Below are 19476 nucleotides of genomic sequence, written 5' to 3' on the forward strand. Positions count from 1 at the left end.
TACTAACTACTTTTTACAGAGCTATTTTCGTATCTCTGTGCTTTAGCAAAGTATTTTTTCTCCTTTCACCAAGACAAATCAATAGCGAAATCATTAAATATGAGAAATAGGAGCCTGATAAACAAGCTCCTATACACAGATTATCAAAAACACATCATTTACCTTTACAACAAGTTAGACACTTACTTTACAAGAATAGCATTTGTATCTGCAAAGAGATAAATAACTTCGGCAAGGTGTACCATTTGCGAAAGTCTATTTTTCTTAATCGCTTCATCATCAGCCATGACCATCGTGTGATCGAAATACATATCAATAACCTCTTTCATAGAAGCTAATATCTCAAAAGCTCCTCTTGCATCGCCAGCTTCAGTTATAGTAACCATTTCAGACGCTACCACTTGATACTTCTCATATAATTCCGATTCCACTTTAGAAGTAAATAGTGAAGAGTTTATCTCTATTTTTTCACCCTTTTTAGCGATGTTTAGTACACGATTTAACGATTCAACCGTGGTCTTGAATTCAGCTTTTTCTTTTTCTTTATCCAATACGTCTGCTTTTTTTACTAAGTAATCAATATTGCCAATCTTAGCTCCCAGCACTGCATCAATAATATCATAGCGAATCTTCTTTTCTGTTAGCGCATTTTTAATTCGCATTTTAAAGAAAGGAAGTAGATCAGAATAAACTTCATCCTTTTCTCTCTTCATTGTTTGTTTTGATGCGTATAACTCTAACACTTTTTCGAGCAACAATTCGAAGGATATCTTCCAGTTGCTAGTTAGAAGTATTTGAACAATTCCCGCAGCCTGTCTTCTTAACGCATACGGGTCCTGTGAGCCAGTTGGGATAATTCCTATAGAGAAACATCCAATTATGGTATCTAGCTTATCAGCAATACTTATAATCGCTCCGGTTTGTGTCGATGGAGTCAAATCGTCCGCATGGCGCGGCATATAATGTTCATTGACGGCAAGAGCCACCTCTTCATCTTCCCCACTTATCTTAGCATACTTTTCTCCCATAAAGCCCTGCAGCTCAGGGAACTCGTAAACCATATGTGTTACAAGATCGAATTTACATATTTCTGCTGAACGTTCAACCTTTTGTAAAAGAACTTCATCTCCACCTACTAAGGTTGTAAGTTCTTTAGAAATATTTACAACTCTTCGAACTTTATCACCAATAGATCCTAGTTCCTCATGATAAACAATTGAATCCAGTTTACTTACCAAATCATTAATATTCAGTTTTTGATCTTCTTTAAAGAAAAAGTCAGCGTCAGACAAACGTGCTCTTAATACTTTTTCATTCCCTTTTGCAACTGTTTCAATATATTTATGGTCGCCATTTCGAATCGTAATAAAGAAAGGTAGTAATTTCCCGGTCTTTTCTTTTACAGGAAAATATCGTTGATGCTCTTTCATTGATGTAATGAGTACTTCCTCTGGTAATCCTAGAAATTCTTCTTCAAATTTACCATATAAGGCCGTAGGATATTCTACTAGGTTTGTTACTTCTTCCAGCAAATCAGCGTCAATAGGGACACTCCAATTATTATCATGCTCTAAGCTTTGTATTTGATTTACAATCGCTTCTTTTCTCTCAGTTGCATCGACAATTACATATTGAGACAGCATTAGCTTTTCATAATCTGATGCAGTTGAAATTTCAACCTCTGTTCCTAAGAAGCGATGTCCCGAGGATTTACGCTCACTTGTTACTGTTGTTATCGTTATTGGAATAACTTCTTCACCAAATAAAGCAACTATCCATTTGATAGGACGTACAAATCTTAACTCTTCATTACCCCATCTCATGTTCTTAGGAAAACTCATACCTGTTATTAGTTGATCCATTTCAGTCAGCGTTTCTTTTGTATCTAAGCCTTTAATAAATTTTTTTACATGGACATATTCAATACCATTTATGTCTTTAAAATAGATATCTTCTACCGTTGCTCCCTGACCTCTGGCAAAACCAGTAGCCGCTTTAGTCCAGTTACCATCAGCGTCTACTGCAATTTTTTTCGCAGGGCCCTTTGCCTCAATGTCAATATCTTCTTGTTTTTCAGCTACTTTTGAAACAAGGACTGCTAATCTACGAGGAGTTGAGAAGCTACTCACTTGTTCAAAGGATATATTTTTTTCAAGTAGCCAGTTTGTTAGTTTAGCGGAAAGTTGGTTACTTGCATCTGTAACAAATCTTGCTGGCATCTCCTCTAAACCAATTTCTAAAAGCAAGTCTCTTTTACTCATTTATACTCTCCTCCTTTCCCTTTAACATTGGAAATCCTAATTTCTCTCGCTCATCATAAAAAGTTTTCGCAACTTTTCGAGCAAGATTCCTTACTCTTGTTATATACCCTGTTCGCTCAGTTACAGAAATAGCTCCTTTTGCATCCAATTGATTAAAGGTATGTGAGCATTTTAAGACATAATCATATGCTGGATGGACAAGCCCTTCATCCATTTGGCGGTGTGCTTCTTTTTCATATATTGAAAATAAATTGAACAACATCTCTGTATCTGACGTCTCAAACGTATATTTAGAATGTTCATATTCTGGCTGAAGGAAAATATCACGTACAGTAAATCCGTTTGTCCATTCTAAATCAAAGACATTCTCCTTATCTTGGATATACGATGCTAAGCGTTCAACACCATAAGTTATTTCTACCGAAACAGGCTTACACTCTATCCCACCTACTTGTTGAAAATACGTGAATTGAGTCACTTCCATACCATCTAGCCATACTTCCCAACCAAGGCCTGCTGCTCCAAGAGTTGGTGCTTCCCAGTTATCTTCAACAAAACGAATATCATGCTGTAATGGGTCAATACCTAACTTCTTTAATGACTCTAAATAAAGCTCCTGAATATTATCAGGTGACGGCTTCATTATGACTTGGAATTGATGGTGTTGATATAGTCGATTTGGATTTTCACCATATCGACCATCTGCTGGTCTGCGAGAAGGTTCAACATAAGCTACATTCCAAGGCTCTGGCCCTAGACTTCGTAAAAATGTATAAGGGCTCATAGTCCCAGCACCTTTTTCAACATCGTATGCTTGCATTAGGATACAACCTTGATCTGACCAGTGCTTTTGAAGAGTTAAGATCATTTCTTGAATATTCATAACGCACCTCCGGAATAATTTTAAAAAAACATTAAATACCTTTTTTCAACATATAAAAAACTCTCGCCCCCTATGTCTAAGATTAGACATAGGGACGAGAGTTACCCGCGGTTCCACCCTATTTGCTACAGAAACCTATAGCCGCTTTATTGGTTAACATTCCGGAACGCCTTCCTCATTTGTCTATCCCCTAGCTTTCACTATCCTAGGTTCGCTATTATAGATTAAAATAAGTACTACTTTCCTTCAACATGTCGTATTTTTAATTTGAATTGTAAATGATTTCACACGGTATTGTCAACTTTATTTAAAGTGAACCACGTAAATTTTCAATTTGATTTAAAAACTTTTTTGTTTTTAATGATAAACCCGAGTACTCGTCATAATATGTGTTAATGACTTTCTTCAGTTCGTTCTTTGTTTCCGGTTTAACATCTATCTTTCCTAGTCGATTTAAATCAAAATAATAAAAAAGACGAAGTAACTTTACAGTAGCTTGGGAAATCTTTAAGTGATACGGATCCTTTGATAAACAACGGTGACAGAGAAAACCACCTTCTCTAATTGAAAAAGCAAATTGGCCGTCACTATTCCCACAAACCGAACAACGATCTAATATTGGATAAAGACCAAGCACCTGTAACATTTTCATTTCATATATCGAGGTAAGGACGTCTAAATCAAGACCTTCGTTCATATAATGTAATGTTTGCTGAAGTAATTCGAATAAATATGGGTTGGTTTTTTTATCATCTGTTGACTTATCAGTTAACTCAACAATATATGATGCATGGGCTGTAAGAAAAATATCCTCTCTAATCCTTCTCATTGTTGCTATCGTTTCACCTTGCTGTAAACCACCTAGTCCCGTGCTTCTTTGAACAAGAAAGTAACCATATGTAAACAGTTGGGTAATAGAAGCAAGCCGGCTACTCGGCTTTTTTGCTCCTCTTGCCATTACACCAACCTTACCCCATTCTCGGGTAAAAAGCGTTACTATTTTATTGTTTTCGCCATAATCAGTCGTCCGAATGACAATGCCTTCACATTTTTGGAACAAATATGTCACCATCCAACAAGTTCATAAAAACTTGTGTTTACTTTAAAAGGCATGTGTCATGAAATTGGAAAGTCCATCTCTGCTAGTTCTTCTTCTTGTGAATCGGGTCCGTCTTCCTTCTCCTGTTCTAGTTGTTTAAAAAGAAGATACGTATCAATGTTACCTGTGCTGCTAAACACCTTCCAGGTAAAATCTAACATAAAAACCCCACCTTTCTGTTATTTAAAACACTAGCAATATAAATCCAATTCCGTAACTTTATCATGACCTTTTTTCCCTATAATCATGTTACACAAAATTTACTAAAACGTGAAAACGCTTTTTTTAATATTCATCTTCGTTAAAACCAAAGTCACGTAACTGGGTCATTTTATTTCTCCAGTCTTTCTGTACTTTTACCCATAGCTCTAAAAAAACCTTTGAGCCTAGCAACGCCTCGATATCACCTCTTGCCCGTTTCCCAACTTCTTTTAGCATACTTCCTTGTTTGCCGATAATTATCCCTTTTTGCGAGTCCCGCTCAACAATTATCGTAGCACCCAGATAAACTGTGTTCCCATTTTTGCGTCTTTCCATTGAATCCATCACAACAGCAACTGAGTGTGGTATCTCTTCTCTAGTTAGATGGAGTACTTTTTCACGTATAAGCTCTGTGACAATGAATCTTTCCGGGTGATCTGTGACTTGATCAGCTGGATAATATTGTGGGCCAACAGGCAAGTATTTTTTTATTTGAGTTAATAATGTATCAACATTATTACCTTGTAGGGCTGAAATTGGAATAATTTCCTTAAAATCATAAAGGTTTTTATATTGGTCAATCAGTTTAAGTAATTGATCGGGATGGATTTGATCGATTTTATTTATCACAAGAAAAACAGGTGTAGAAGTTGACTGAAGTCGTTCAATGATAAACTCATCACCACGTCCAAAACCTTCTTCAGCATTAATCATAAATAAAACGATATCCACTTCTTTTAACGTATTTTGGGCAACCTTCATCATAAAGTCACCTAATTTATGCTTTGGCTTATGAATACCAGGTGTATCAATAAAGACTACTTGCGCTTCATTTTCAGTGTAGACACCTTGAATCTTATTTCTTGTTGTTTGTGGCTTATCACTCATAATTGCAATCTTTTGACCAATCACATGGTTTAGAAAAGTTGATTTCCCAACATTTGGTCTACCAATGATTGATACAAATCCTGATTTAAAACTATTTTTTGTCATGTAAATCCTCCGGTGAAAAAGCTCCTGGTAGAAGTTCTTTAACAGTTAATTCTTGAACATCACCTTTTAAATTCGTTAAATATACCTTCATATCTTGGTCACATAACTCAGAAATAACTTGACGACAGGCTCCACATGGCGGTACAGGTCGGTCGGTATCTGCTACAACTGCGATTGCTTTAAAAACTTTGTCTCCTTCAGAAATTGCTTTAAACAAGGCTGTTCTCTCTGCACAATTTGTCATGCTATATGCAGCATTTTCAATGTTACAGCCACGGTAAACCTTCCCGTCATCCGTTAACAATGCTGCTCCTACTTGAAAATTCGAGTAAGGAACATATGCCATTTTCTTAGCTTGTTTTGCTTCTTCAATAAGTTGTTCAATGTTCATACTATTCTTCCTTTCCTTCTCACAATTTATCCCACCTTAGTAAGAAGTAAGCACCCACTAATTGAGGATTCACTTTATGAGAAGTATACATATTATTTTACACAATGTAATTAATTATTTCCTTAAAAAATCGAAATTGTAACATAAAAGTAAGAATATTCAAACTTTATTACAGAATGTCCAGATAACCTGAAAATATAATAATTCCTATAATAATTGACGCAATGGCAAAAAGTAAGACAGCGGCTGCGGATATGTCTTTAGCCATTTTGGCAAGCGGATGATATTCCTTAGTGACAAGATCTACAACACGCTCTACTGCCGTGTTCATTAGCTCTAAACTAAGCATTCCACCAATCAAAATAATAATGACACTCCATTCCATTCTAGAGATATTAAAATAAAAACCTAGACTAATTACAATTACGGAAAGGACTAGGTGTATTCGTAAATTATGTTCCTTATAGATTGCATGCATTAGGCCATTTGCTGCATATGAAAAACTTTTTAGTAATCGCGCTAACTCGTTTTTATGCTTACCTTTTAAGTCCATAGGCCTCTAAAATATCCCTTTGCTTAGAAAACATAATTACCTCATCTGCTTCTTCTTCATGGTCATAGCCTATTAAGTGTAAGAATCCATGAACAGTAAGGAATCCAAGTTCCCTAGTAAATGAATGTCCATACTCTTTAGCTTGTTCCTTCGTTTTAGGAATGGATATAATAATATCTCCTAATACTCTTGGCATGTCACCGCCTAGGATTTCGATCTCGCCTTCACCTATTTCTTCCAAAGCGAACGAGATAACATCAGTAGACCTATCTTTATCCCGATAATCTCGGTTAATTTCTTGGATTCGTTCATTGTCAACAAAGGTAACCGATAGTTCTGTCCCATTCTGTACACCCTCAGAGATTGCCGCAACATCTAAAAGCCCTTGCAAGGTCTTTATTTGTTCTTCGGTGACTTCATTTGTTTCGTCTGAAAAATCGATCTCTAATATCATGCTTGCTTCACCTTCTGTCTATTAGGCTCGGGGTATTCGATTCGGGAATGGAATATTCCATGTAATGTTTCACAAAATGAATGTAAAACAATATCTAGTTCTTTTAAGGTTAAATCGCATTCATTGAATTGACCATCCTGTAACCTGTCAGACATGATGCTTTTTGCTAATGATTCAATCTTTTCAGGTGTTGGATTTGTAAGTGATCGAACTGCAGCCTCAACACTATCAGCAATACCTATTATAGCTGATTCTTTCGTTTGTGCCTTAGGACCAGGATATCTAAAATCAGCCTCTTCAATATCATCATCCTTCTGTTTAGCCTGATGATAAAAATATTTCAATAATGTTGTCCCATGATGTTCCAAGGCAATATCCACAAACTCCTTAGGCATTTTGTTATTTTTCAGGTATTCCGCTCCGTCTGATGCATGGGCGATTATAATACTCTTACTAAGCTGCGGTGCAATCTTATCATGTGGGTTCTCAATATTCAGCTGATTTTCAATAAAGAAATGCGGACGCCTTGTTTTTCCAATATCATGATAATAAGACGCAACCCTTGCCAACAATCCATTTGCCCCAATTGCTTCACAAGCAGCTTCCGCTAAATTAGCAACCATTACACTATGATGGTATGTACCAGGAGTTTCAGTTAAAATTTTTCTAAGCAATGGGTGATTAGGATTAGACAATTCTATTAACCTCATTGTAGATAGTATACCAAATCCTGCTTCAAAAAATGGTAACAATCCAATTGTCATAACAGCTGCAACAATCCCAGATACAATTGCCATAACAATATAAGAACCAACTTCTATACTTGAGTAGTTACTATTTTTCAGTAGAAGTATTGATGTAAGTAAAGCAAAGTTTATAAATGAAATAAACAATCCTGCTTGCAATATTTTTGCTCTTCGGTTATGTTGGCTCAAAAATAAAACGCCCGCAAGTCCGGCAAACAAATAATATAATCCAATTGTGAAATTTAGGGTTCCTGTTACACCTTCATTAAAAATAATACTTCCACAAATAGCAAATATCATACTACTGACTATCGCAATTCGTTCATTGATTAGTAATTTTACTAAAAGTGGTCCCATTGCAACAGGAACAATATATCCAATATCTGAATAATCAATTTGTTGGAATAAACTTACCATTTTCATAAATAAAATAGTAATAGTGAAAATAATACCGTAGATTAACAAATATGTGTTTCGTTTACGACTGGTTGGGATACCATCTAAAAAATAATAAATGATAATCGCCATAATTAATGCAATCATTAATGCTAAACCAATAAACGGCTGAATTGATTTATCAGTATCTAGTAAACCAACAAATTCAAGCTGCTTGTAAATCTCTCTACTTATCAACTGACCTTCTTCTACAATAATTTGGCCTTGTAAAATTTTAACTGGTTCAACAGCATCTATTGCTTGCTGCCTTTTTTCTTCAGTTGCAGCTGGGTCATAATATACATTTTGAATTACAGCATATTTACCTAGTTCTACTATCGCATTTTTAACTGAACTATCCAAACTCGCGTAACGAATTTCATTTTCTATTTTACCTTTAGCTTTTTCCACTTCACTTGCAGGAATTGAATTGTTCATTACGTTATTTACTGCTGTTACTGTGGAATCCTTTGCACGTTCCAATTGATCAGGGCTTGCTTCTAGTAATGGTGTAAAGACCGTGTCAGAAAGCTCTTTTGAGAGATCTGATGGAAGTTTAGATTTTAACCTAGATAGCTTTTCTGATATTGAAGGTTCAAGCGGTGCCTGTTTTTGAGTTTCTGAGTTTGCTTGACCTTCATCCTTTGCAGACTCTATTTCATTTTCAATTTCTCTATTTCTTTTATCATACTCTTCTGCTAGTTCTTCATTCACTTCTTCAACAGAGTCAAAAATCGATCTAACGAGATCTACTCGGTTTTGAGCGTACTCTTTTTTGAGTGTATAAACATCTTCTTCTTCATCAGCAGCCTTTTTCTGCTTCTTCTCAGTACTAAGTTTATCTTCAATTGTTATAGGTGATCGGATTGTAGTATCAGCTACAGCAAATAATTCTATATTGAGTTTTTCTGGTTTAACATTACTAAACATGGCTATGTACATCACAAATGCTAGTAATGTATAAATAACAATATGTAGGAAACGAAACCTTTTTAGCACATCTAACATTTTTTTAACTGAACTTAAGCGATTATTACTCAAAGTTTCAACCTCCTTTTTAAAAGCCTTGGTTAGTTTTAGGGCAGCACAAACGTTATGGAAAAAGAGACCCATACATAGATGATGGGTCTCGGTAAATTATTACTCGCCTTTATCATAGGCATCAATAATTTTCGCTACAAGTGGATGACGTACTACATCTGTTTGTTCCAAGAAAATAAAAGATGCCCCATTCACATTTCTTAGTATATCTTTTGCAATCGCTAGTCCTGACTTAACTCCCCTTGGAAGGTCAACTTGTGAAATGTCACCAGTAATAACCATTTTTGAGCCAAAGCCTAGTCTTGTTAAGAACATTTTCATTTGTGCCGATGTAGTATTTTGTGCTTCATCTAGTATAACAAACGAATCATCTAACGTTCTCCCTCTCATGTAAGCCAGTGGAGCAATTTCAATTGTACCTCTTTCAATCATTCGAACAGTATGTTCTGCTCCTAGAACATCATGGAGAGCGTCATATAAAGGTCGTAAATAAGGATCCACTTTTTCCTTTAGGTCACCAGGTAAAAAGCCAAGACTTTCACCTGCTTCAACTGCAGGACGAGTTAAAATGATTTTTTTGACCATCCCATTCTTTAATGCTGTAACGGCCATAACGACAGCCAAATACGTTTTCCCTGTACCCGCAGGACCGATCCCAAACACTAAATCGTGTTTTTTTATGGCACCAACATATTGACGTTGGCCGAGCGTCTTAACACGGATTGATTTGCCTTTTACATTTTTTGTAATTTCTTCTTGATACAAATCTTCAAAATAGTCGAGCTTTCCTGATTGGCCCATTTGAATTGCATATAATACGTCTCGTTCACTAATCGTAATACCTTTTCTGATTACTGAAAGTAAACGTTTTAATATTTCTTCAACTAGCTTAGTGGAATCAAGATCTCCTGAGACACTTACTGACTCACCTCTAGTAATAATTGAAACATTAAGTTCTTCCTCGATACGCTTTAAGTTTACATCATTTGTACCAAAAAGAGCAATTGCTTCATTTGGGTTTTCTAATTGATTTATTGTTATTAACTCTTCTGACATCCTTTAGTCTCCTTGAACTAATGGTATTGAAGTTACTATATTCTCAATTACCTGATAATGGATTGATAAGTTAACTTTACCATTCTCAGTCGATTCACGCAAAACTTTTTCTCCTTTTATCTTTGCATCATCATCTAAAAGATCTTCTAACTCACTTCTAGCATACTCTTTTGCAACCTCTCTTGCTTGTTCTACTGAATATTTTCTTTCTACTTCTTCGTTTTCTCTAAAAGTGATCTTATTATACGAAATCGGTAAATTCCACTTTAAAAAGCGGATTGCTTTTTCCTGTTTTTCTGTTGCATAGGTTAAAAATTCTGGCTTCCCAAATCCCCAAATTGGCAAAGTCCAATTCCATACCTTTATATAATGCTTATCTTTATAGTTACCTGTAAACACATTAAATTCCGTTGTAAGTTCTACCATCACATCAGACTTGTACCATGTTTCGCCAAAAATTTTTCCCCTCGCAGGTACGATTTCAGTTTGTCCTTCCTTTCCAATAATACCGGAAACTAAAACCTGTCCTTCTGTTACATGATCATTGACTGAAACAAGTGGCTTTCCTTCTTCAACAAACATATCTGTAATAATTGCTTTCTTCTTCGCAGTCAGGTGTCTAGGACTTATAAACTCCGGTTTTTCTGGTTGATTTTTCTCAACCACGCGAAAATGATAGGTCGTCCCTTTTAATTCCACACCAACCCACGTTATCGCATCAATATTGTTCGTTAGCTGACGTTGTATTGATTCAACATCAGCTAGTAAAAATTGTAATTTCCCTTTTTCTACGCCTATTTCCGTTAATTCTTTGCGCAATAGATATTCTGTTTCTGGTTTCGCACCCTCTACTTGGATTCCCCATACCATATTAGACATAAATGTAATAATGGCTAAAAACAGTAAGGCGCCAATCAGAAAACCACTATTTAATAAGGACTTTTTGATTAAAAAGGGAATACCTTTTCTCCCTACAAAACGTAATTTACAATCACTATGTCTGACTATTGGACGAATTTTTGATATATCTTTTAGAAGGATATAAAATGTTATCGATTGATCACTCTGTTTCCTAACCTCCCATATAATAATATCATTGCGTACACAGTCATTTACTAATCGCTCCACTCCCTTACCACTAACACTTACTTTTACACTACCCGAAAAAAAGTTCAGCCACCCGTTTTTCATGATTTTCCCCCTTGCGACTAATTATCGATATATAGGACTTGATCTATTTTTCCTTCAAGTAATATTTCTTCAGGTAAAATCGTCTTAATGACAAATGATTGTCCCTTAATTAACAGTTGTCCATTTTTAAGTAATAATCGCAGTTCCTTATCTGTAAATGTTAAGAGTCCTCTATGATTTTCTATATATATATGTATCTGTCCTATCATCGTAATTCTGGGAAGATCCATCATAACATCTGCGGGTAGTTCCATCTTTGTTGTCATCCAATTTCTCATACGTTGTTGCCACTTTTTGCCCATAAAAAAGAACCCCCTTTCATCTCATGTTTATGAAATATGAAAGGGGGTTAGAACATTTAAGTTGATGGATTTGTTACATTTATCTTCTTGGTAAAATACTGTTTTTGTAACTATTTCACCAAAAAATTATCGTTAAATTACTCCAACAGTGGAGTTATAACCTTTAACAGCATACCTTATTTCTCTGGTCTTAAATATCGACCACGTGACGAATGAGGTCTTTTTGAACGTGGAGGACCTAAAATTTCGGACCAAATAATCCCTTCTACAGCTCTCTTTTTAGTCACTCTCTTCATAGGCTGATATTGAGTTGAAATCCGGTTAACCTGTTTTGGAGAAGATTTCTTACCCTTAGGGTTATCCTCTTTATTTAGCTTATTGTATCTTTCATATAGCTCTGTTGATGCTGTTGGTTTCCGTTGCTCCACTTTTTCTATACGGCTCGGAGCGGTTTTTTCGTTTTGTTTGGATATTTCTTTCCCTTTTCTATTTAACTCATCAAAGATAGTTTCAAAAGGGTTTTGTTCACTTCTTCTTTCATTTTCCTCATCATAGTTCTGTTCGCGGTTACCTTGTCGCTCAACTGGTCGTTGTTGGTTATTTTGTTCAGTGGTAGCATCCTTAAACCTTTTAAAGATGTTAAGAATAACTCCACCAATAATAAATACTAAAATGAAATTATCAAGAAGAAGCGTGATTAACTGTTGTACTATGTTATCCAATAGGAGATAACCTCCCTTCAGCTAGAAAACATGTTATCCGTTTACTTTTAACAAGCTTTTATTTATCTTCATCCTCATCCGAAAGTTTTCCAATTGAATCTCTCATATCTGTATCAGCAGAAATATTTTTAATGTTCATGTAGTCCATTACACCTAAGTTTCCACTTCTTAGCGCTTCGGCCATTGCTAAAGGTACCTTCGCCTCTGCTTCTACTACTTTAGCACGCATCTCTTCCACACGGGCACGCATTTCTTGTTCTTGTGCAACAGCCATCGCGCGGCGCTCTTCTGCTTTTGCTTGTGCAATATTTTTATCCGCTTCAGCTTGATCAATTTGTAGTGCTGCACCAATGTTTTTACCGATATCAATATCCGCAATATCAATCGAGAGAATTTCAAATGCCGTTCCTGCGTCTAGACCTTTTGATAATACTGTTTGTGAAATCATATCAGGGTTTTCAAGAACCTTCTTATGATCATGTTGCGAACCAATTGTACTTACAATACCCTCACCTACACGGGCAATAATCGTTTCTTCACCCGCACCACCGACTAAACGTTCAATATTGGCACGCACTGTAATTCGTGCTTTAGCTTTAACCTCGATTCCATCCATCGCAACACCGGCAATAAACGGTGTTTCTATTACCTTAGGGTTAACACTCATTTGAACAGCTTCTAGAACATCACGTCCTGCAAGATCAATTGCAGCAGAGCGTTCAAACGTTAACTCTATATTTGCACGTTGAGCAGCAATTAGCGAATTAATGACTCTGTCGACATTTCCTCCAGCTAAATAATGACTCTCTAATTGGTTTGTTGTAACATCCAATCCAGCCTTTACTGCTTTGATTAATGGATTAATCACTCGGCTCGGAATTACCCGACGTAATCTCATCCCAATTAATGTAAAGATACTTACTCTCACTCCAGATGCCAATGCCGAAATCCAGAGCATTACAGGTACAAAAGTAAAAAGGACAGCTAGTATTATAATTCCAAGACCAACTGCAAGTAAAACTAAAAGAGTACTTGGTGTCATGTTTATTTCCTCCTATTTCATTGCTTCGCTATTTTTTATTTCACGGACAACAATTCTTGAACCCTCTGTTTTAACAACAACCACTTTGCTGTTTTGTTGTATATAATTTCCTTCTGTTACAACATCCAGTCTTTCATCATTGATTAGGGCTGTACCTGAAGGACGAAGCGATGTTAACGCAAATCCTTCGTTTCCAACTAATTCAATTCGGTTCACATTTGAAACATAGCCCTTTTCTGTATTCGTAGAATCACTGAGAATAATTTTTCGAAAAATGTTTATACGTTTTCCAAACACCTTAAACAAAATAATGGAAGCCATTATTGTTACTCCAATCGCAATTAAAAGTGATAATGCCATGTATGTTACATTATCTGTCGCAATAAATAAACTGGTTAAAATTGCTCCAAAGCCTATTAGGCCTATAATGCCTCCTGGTATAAAAAATTCCAGTAAGATCAGGACAACCCCAACCACAAATAGAATGAGGGATTCCATGCCAGCTAAGCCAGCAACCATATGACCATAAAAGAATAATAACAATGAAGAAACTCCCATTATTCCAGGAATTCCAAAACCTGGTGAGTACAGTTCTAGTACTAATCCTAGACTACCTATTGATAGTAGAATTGGGACAACAATCGGATTTGTAATAAATCTAGCAAGTTTTTCGGCAAAAGCTACTTCCATTTTCTCAACAATAGCATCTTTGTAGCCAAGTTTACTTAATAATGCGTCAAGATTCGCTACAGTTCCTTCTGAATACTTCACCTCTACCGCCTGTGAAGCAGTTAATGTAAGCAAATCTCCTTTACCAGCTCCATACTCCGGTAGATCAATATCGGCATCTGCCATTGCTAGTGCAAAAATAGGATCTCTTCCATTCTGTTCAGCGGCAGTTTTCATGGCAGCGAACCAAAATGATTCTGCTTTTTTTCCAGCAGTGTTCCCTTGTTGATCAATAATTGCGGCTGAACCCATTGTAGAGTCTGGTGTCATATAAATGGCATCTGCATTTAACGCAATATAGGCGCCAGCCGAAAGTGCTTGATTGTTAACAAAAGCTACTACTGGAATTTTTGTTGCGTTGATTCTTTTACCAATGTCACCTGCAGCATCAACAGCACCACCTGGAGTATAAATATCTAGAATAATAACATCAGCGTTCGCATCTTCAGCCTCTGTTATTGACCGGTCTAAAAAGGATGATAATCCTTTCTCGACCGTACTTTCAACAGGGATAACATATACAATATCATTACTATCACTGCTGCTGTGACTATTATCTGGTAGAATTGTTAATGCTAAAGAGAGAATTAATAGGCTTATATATAGTGTTAAACGGAACCTTTTCAAATGTTTACCCCCCTTCTTAAACTTATTAATTAGAATAAAAATTTAGTAAGCACCTTATAAATATATTTTCTTCTACTTATGTAAAGTAATACGATTTAGTTTAAGTAAGGTTTCACTTTTTTATGATATTATTTATAATTTCAATTTAGCATAAGAAAAGCGCAGGGCGCCCGCCTATCGGCGACAAGCATAAGACAAGCCGGCTGGAAGGTTGTTCTTTACCTTCCGGACGGATTGGCTTATGACCTCGAGTCGATGGCGCCCGGAGCTAGACGTAGATAGACAGAGACACGAAGTTATACACAACCTTACAATTTTATAAATTCCTAAACAATAAAAAAATAGCATCCTACCGGTGGTAAGATGCTATTTTTCACTAGTCTAGCTAAAACCTATATCTTAGGACCAGATCTAGACTAGTTTGAAAATCTTATGAAAGTTGTTGCTGCACAATTTTGTTGACAAGTGAACCATCAGCTTTACCTTTAACTTTTGGCATTAACGCACCCATCACTTTTCCCATATCAGCCTTTGAAGAGGCATTCACTTCTTCAATTGTTTGTTTAACAATCTTAGTAATCTCTTCTTCATTTAACTGTTCTGGCATGTACACTTCAACGATCTCGATTTCAGAATGAATTTTATCAACAAGGTCTTGTCGACCTGCGCTCTCAAATTCAAGGAGGGAGTCTTTACGTTGTTTTAATTCACGAGAAAGGACTGTTAACTCCTGCTCTTCAGATAATTCGCTTGTACCAAGCTTGATCGCCTCATTTTGAAGTGAGGATTTCATCATCCGCATTGTCGTAAGTTTGTCTTTTTCTCTATTCTTCATCGCTTGTTTTATATCATTGTTTAAACGCTCGAGAAGATTCATAAACTACTACACCCTCTTTTAGAATTTGCGCTTTCTTGCAGCTTCAGACTTCTTCTTACGTCTTACGCTAGGCTTTTCATAGAATTCGCGCTTTCTTGCTTCTTGTATTGTACCAGATTTTGATACAGTACGTTTAAAGCGGCGAAGAGCATCTTCAAGCGATTCGTTTTTACGAACGACCGTTTTTGACATTCTAAATCCCTCCCTCCGAAAACAACAGCTAAACATTAATATTACATGTTTAGAATTAAAGTTAAAATTTAGGTCATTGTTTCAACTTTCCGCGAAAAAAAGCTTACTCCAAAAGACAAATAATAAACATGTACTTTGCAATTATAATATATCAGTAAATTAAGGTCAACTGTATTTCATTGAAACAAGGTGATATCGATGCCGCATTCTTGTTTAAATCGATCTTTTTACTATCGTTTTGTTACTGACTAAATCCCTTAGGGCAAATTATTATTATAAAAATTTAAGTCATTTATAGGACACCCCGTCCATACAATGTGATAAGAGGTGAGACTAGTTAATGATTGAGTTAATTTCTTTATTTGCAGTCTATATTGCAATTTTCTTATTTGGTATGACAGTTATGCGGACAGGCCTTTATAATTTATCTGGTAATAAAATGAAAGAATGGTTAGTAAAATTTACAGGAAACCCTTGGAAAGGCATGATAGTCGGAGCTATTATAACAGCCGTCATACAAAGCAGTTCTGCCGTCATGATTTTAATCGTTGGTTTAGTTGCCACAGGCTATTTAACCTTTAAACAATCTATTGGGATCATCCTTGGAACCAATATAGGAACAACTGTCACGACTGAGTTAATTTCATTTCATATTTATGAAGCCATCGTTCCTTTGTTAATTATCGGTTTTTTATGTTTACTTTTACAAAACCGACAGCTCTTTAGTATTGGTGCAATGCTCTTTGGACTTGGTTGTTTATTTGTGGCGATGAACGGGTTTGAGCAGTTAGCTCGCCCACTGGCATCAATACCGGCTGTACATACATTTTTCGAATATACAAATGAAAATGGTCTCTTTGGAGTTGTAGTAGGAACATTTTTAACCGCAATTATACAATCAAGTACGGCAACAACTGGTATTATCATGGGGTTTATAAATGAGCATCTATTGACACTTAATGCGGGGGTTGCCATTGTTCTAGGTGCAAATATAGGAACATGTATAACTGCATTTTTAGCTAGTATTGGAGCTAGTCGCGAAGCAAAGCTAACAGCATATGCACACATATGGTTAAACGTATTTGGAGTTCTTTTATTTTATCCTTTAATTAATAGCCTTGGGTCTGTTGCATCAATGCTTACTTCTCTTCCTGATGTTCAACTTGCACATGTAAGTTTAATTTTCAATACCCTTACATCTCTTATTGCCCTTCCATTAACTGGATTACTTGCGGCGTTTATTTTGAAAGTACATAAAAAAGCATAAGAAATGATCAAGTCTACCTTTGGACTTGATCATTTCTTTTAATAATCAGATGTACTTGTTAATCCCTTTACAATCGCTATACCTGCACTTGCACCGATGCGGGTTGCTCCTGCTTTAACCATATCGTGAACGCCTTTTGCATCACGGACCCCACCAGATGCTTTAACCCCGATTTCCGGTCCAACTGTTTTACGCATTAGTTCAATATCTTCAACTGTTGCTCCACCAGTTGAGAAGCCTGTTGATGTTTTGACAAAGTCTGCTCCTGCTTTAACAGCAATCTGACATGCTCTGACTTTTTCTTCTTCAGTTAACAAACTAGTTTCAATAATTACTTTAGTGAGTGCTTTACCCTTTGCAGCATCAACTACTGCACGAATGTCATGTTCTACTAACACATCATCTTTATCCTTTAATGCACCGATATTAATGACCATATCCACCTCAGTTGCGCCTTTTTCGATTGCATCTTTTGTTTCGAAGGCCTTTGATTCTGGTGTAGTTGCTCCTAACGGGAAGCCTATAACAGTACATACCCTTACTTTGGTGCCTTTTAATTGCTCAGCAGCTGTCTGTACCCATGTTGGATTGACGCATACCGAAGCAAAGACATATTCCTTAGCTTCCGCGCATAATTTTAAAATTTGTTCTTTTGTTGTATCCGCTTTTAATGCTGTGTGGTCAATCAACTTGGCAACATTGTTCATATGTTATAATCATCCTTTTCGACTACTATAGAGTTGTCCGTACCTCTCTAATAATAGCATTTAATTTTAAAAAACACGAGAACAATCTTAGTATGTACGATAATTATCAATTATGTGAAAGAATTTATCCTTTAGTAGGCAACGATGCTATTCGAGTTATACATATTCTTGGAATTTACGCACATAAACGACAATATTACGACGCACCATAAAACACCAATATGCGCGCATATATCCATTTTAATTGTCATTAATAAGAGAATTTTTATTATAAAGTTAGTAAAAAAAGCCGATTATTACGTATACCAATAAGAAAAAAATAACCCAGTTTAAATACTGGGTTAAGAACTTAATTTTACAATTTCTAGGTTCCCGGCTATGCTATCCTCAACAATGCGAACGAATTGCCCCTCATTATACGGGTAGCCTGCTTTAGTAATTTTAACTTTTACTAACTTCCCTATCATTCCTTCAGTTGCTGGGAATTTTACTTTTAGATAGTTATCTGTATAACCAATGTACAGACCACTGTTTACTTCTTCTTTGTATTCTTCTTCTGGAATTACTTCTAGTACTACATTTTCATACTGTGAAGCATATTCCTTAGCTAGTTGATCTGATAATGCTATCAAGCGGTGAACACGCTCATTCTTGATTTCTTCATCAACTTGATCTTCCATACGCGCTGCAGGAGTACCTGTACGTTTTGAATAAGGGAAGACATGTAGCTCTGAGAATTTGTGTTCTTTGATAAAATTATATGTTTCCATGAATTCTTCTTCTGTTTCACCAGGGAACCCAACAATAACATCAGAAGTGATTGCAAGTCCCGGTAGGGCTTCTTTTAATCTTTCTAAACGCTCTGCAAAGTGTTCCATTGTGTATTTTCGGCGCATTCTCTTTAACACTGTATTTGAACCAGATTGAAGTGGAATGTGTAAATGACGGACAATTTTATCAGATTTATCAAGAACTTCAATAACTTCATCTGTGATTTGACTAGCTTCTATTGACGAGATTCTGATCCGTTTTAGGCCCACTACTTGTGCATCTAACTCTTGAAGCAATTTTGCAAGGTTGTAATCTTTCATATCTTCACCATATCCACCTGTATGAATACCGGTTAAGACGATCTCTTTATAGCCAGCATTTACAAGTGCTTGTGCCTGTTTTATGACTTCTTTAGGATCACGTGAACGCATTAAGCCACGAGCCCAAGGAATGATACAGAAGGTGCAGAAATTGTTACAACCTTCTTGGATTTTTAAAGATGCACGTGTCCGGTCTGTAAAGGCAGGAACATCTAGTTCCTCATAGACACGAGCTTTCATAATGTTACCGACACCATTAATAGGCTTGCGTTCTGTTTTATATTGCTCGATATAATCTAACATTTTTGTGCGGTCCTGGGTTCCTACAACAATATCTACCCCAGGAATTGCCATTATTTCAGCAGGTGACGTTTGTGCATAGCAGCCAGTTACGCAAATAACACCATCTGGATTTTTTCTGATTGCACGTCGTATGACTTGCCGGCTTTTTTTATCACCTGTATTTGTTACAGTACAGGTATTAATAACATAAACATCTGACGTACTTTCAAATTCAGTTCTTTCATAGCCTTGTTCTTTAAAAAGTTGCCAAATGGCTTCTGTTTCATAGTGATTCACTTTACATCCTAATGTATGAAATGCTACTGTTGGCATC

The 19476-nt window shown here is 36.2% G+C and carries 20 protein-coding genes; 1 reads left to right on the forward strand and 19 read right to left on the reverse strand.

Translation table 11 applies throughout. The features are described 5' to 3' along the window. Positions 1–182: 182 nt before the first annotated feature. From glyS to rpsU, 17 genes are all read right to left on the reverse strand, one after another. Positions 183–2261, reverse strand: coding sequence for a glycine--tRNA ligase subunit beta (gene glyS, locus PY093_RS10825; RefSeq protein ID WP_275645909.1), 2079 nt, complete (start codon positions 2259–2261; stop codon positions 183–185). Beyond that, positions 2254–3144, reverse strand: coding sequence for a glycine--tRNA ligase subunit alpha (glyQ, locus tag PY093_RS10830; protein WP_275645910.1), 891 nt, complete (start codon positions 3142–3144; stop codon positions 2254–2256). The genes glyS and glyQ overlap by 8 nt, the downstream gene beginning before the upstream one ends. A 307-nt stretch (positions 3145–3451) precedes the next feature. Then, positions 3452–4204: a DNA repair protein RecO gene (recO, locus tag PY093_RS10835; RefSeq protein WP_275645911.1), complete on the reverse strand. Its 753-nt coding sequence runs from the start codon at positions 4202–4204 to the stop codon at positions 3452–3454. A 56-nt stretch (positions 4205–4260) separates the two neighbouring features. Beyond that, a complete protein-coding gene (locus PY093_RS10840) occupies positions 4261–4404 on the reverse strand; it encodes a YqzL family protein (RefSeq protein WP_275645912.1) in 144 nt (47 codons plus the stop codon). Positions 4405–4528: 124 nt separating this feature from the next. Beyond that, complete coding sequence (era, locus tag PY093_RS10845; protein ID WP_275645913.1) at positions 4529–5437, reverse strand: GTPase Era; 909 nt, start codon at positions 5435–5437, stop codon at positions 4529–4531. Then, positions 5424–5828, reverse strand: a complete 405-nt coding sequence (locus PY093_RS10850) for a cytidine deaminase (RefSeq protein WP_275645914.1) — start codon at positions 5826–5828, stop codon at positions 5424–5426. Before PY093_RS10850 ends, era begins: the two co-directional genes overlap by 14 nt. Before the next feature lie 169 nt (positions 5829–5997). After that, positions 5998–6381, reverse strand: a complete 384-nt coding sequence (locus PY093_RS10855; RefSeq protein ID WP_275645915.1) for a diacylglycerol kinase family protein — start codon at positions 6379–6381, stop codon at positions 5998–6000. Beyond that, the gene (ybeY, locus tag PY093_RS10860; protein WP_275645916.1) at positions 6365–6835 is read right to left on the reverse strand and encodes an rRNA maturation RNase YbeY; all 471 of its coding nucleotides are present in this window, start codon (positions 6833–6835) and stop codon (positions 6365–6367) included. Before ybeY ends, PY093_RS10855 begins: the two co-directional genes overlap by 17 nt. Beyond that, positions 6832–9024, reverse strand: coding sequence for an HD family phosphohydrolase (locus PY093_RS10865; RefSeq protein ID WP_275645938.1), 2193 nt, complete (start codon positions 9022–9024; stop codon positions 6832–6834). The genes ybeY and PY093_RS10865 overlap by 4 nt, the downstream gene beginning before the upstream one ends. Positions 9025–9156: 132 nt before the next feature. Next, positions 9157–10113: a PhoH family protein gene (locus PY093_RS10870; protein WP_275645917.1), complete on the reverse strand. Its 957-nt coding sequence runs from the start codon at positions 10111–10113 to the stop codon at positions 9157–9159. A 3-nt stretch (positions 10114–10116) separates the two neighbouring features. Beyond that, positions 10117–11304 (reverse strand): sporulation protein YqfD, encoded by a 1188-nt coding sequence (gene yqfD / locus PY093_RS10875; protein WP_275645918.1) that lies wholly within the window; start codon positions 11302–11304, stop codon positions 10117–10119. A gap of 17 nt (positions 11305–11321) precedes the next feature. Further along, entirely contained in the window at positions 11322–11606 is a 285-nt protein-coding gene (gene yqfC / locus PY093_RS10880) for a sporulation protein YqfC (RefSeq protein ID WP_275645919.1), read from the reverse strand. Positions 11607–11782: 176 nt separating this feature from the next. Next, positions 11783–12328 (reverse strand): hypothetical protein, encoded by a 546-nt coding sequence (locus tag PY093_RS10885; RefSeq protein WP_275645920.1) that lies wholly within the window; start codon positions 12326–12328, stop codon positions 11783–11785. Between the two features lie 58 nt (positions 12329–12386). Further along, a complete protein-coding gene (gene floA / locus PY093_RS10890; protein WP_275645921.1) occupies positions 12387–13370 on the reverse strand; it encodes a flotillin-like protein FloA in 984 nt (327 codons plus the stop codon). Between the two features lie 12 nt (positions 13371–13382). Further along, positions 13383–14726 carry an NfeD family protein gene (locus tag PY093_RS10895; protein ID WP_275645922.1) on the reverse strand — a complete coding sequence of 448 codons (1344 nt, stop codon included), beginning with the start codon at positions 14724–14726 and terminating at the stop codon, positions 13383–13385. Positions 14727–15156: 430 nt separating this feature from the next. Beyond that, entirely contained in the window at positions 15157–15603 is a 447-nt protein-coding gene (locus tag PY093_RS10900) for a GatB/YqeY domain-containing protein (RefSeq protein ID WP_275645923.1), read from the reverse strand. An 18-nt stretch (positions 15604–15621) separates the two neighbouring features. After that, the gene (gene rpsU, locus PY093_RS10905) at positions 15622–15795 is read right to left on the reverse strand and encodes a 30S ribosomal protein S21 (RefSeq protein ID WP_193469724.1); all 174 of its coding nucleotides are present in this window, start codon (positions 15793–15795) and stop codon (positions 15622–15624) included. Between the two features lie 340 nt (positions 15796–16135). On the opposite strand from rpsU, the gene PY093_RS10910 reads away from it, so the two are divergent. After that, positions 16136–17062: a Na/Pi symporter gene (locus tag PY093_RS10910; protein ID WP_275645924.1), complete on the forward strand. Its 927-nt coding sequence runs from the start codon at positions 16136–16138 to the stop codon at positions 17060–17062. Between the two features lie 38 nt (positions 17063–17100). Here PY093_RS10910 and deoC read toward each other — a convergent pair whose 3' ends face one another. Further along, entirely contained in the window at positions 17101–17769 is a 669-nt protein-coding gene (gene deoC, locus PY093_RS10915; RefSeq protein ID WP_275645925.1) for a deoxyribose-phosphate aldolase, read from the reverse strand. 341 nt (positions 17770–18110) lie between these two features. Continuing rightward, positions 18111–19475 carry a tRNA (N(6)-L-threonylcarbamoyladenosine(37)-C(2))-methylthiotransferase MtaB gene (mtaB, locus tag PY093_RS10920; protein ID WP_275645926.1) on the reverse strand — a complete coding sequence of 455 codons (1365 nt, stop codon included), beginning with the start codon at positions 19473–19475 and terminating at the stop codon, positions 18111–18113. Position 19476: the final 1 nt, after the last annotated feature.

This window comes from Cytobacillus sp. S13-E01 (assembly GCF_029193815.1).
GTDB lineage: Bacteria > Bacillota > Bacilli > Bacillales > Bacillaceae_L > Bacillus_BV.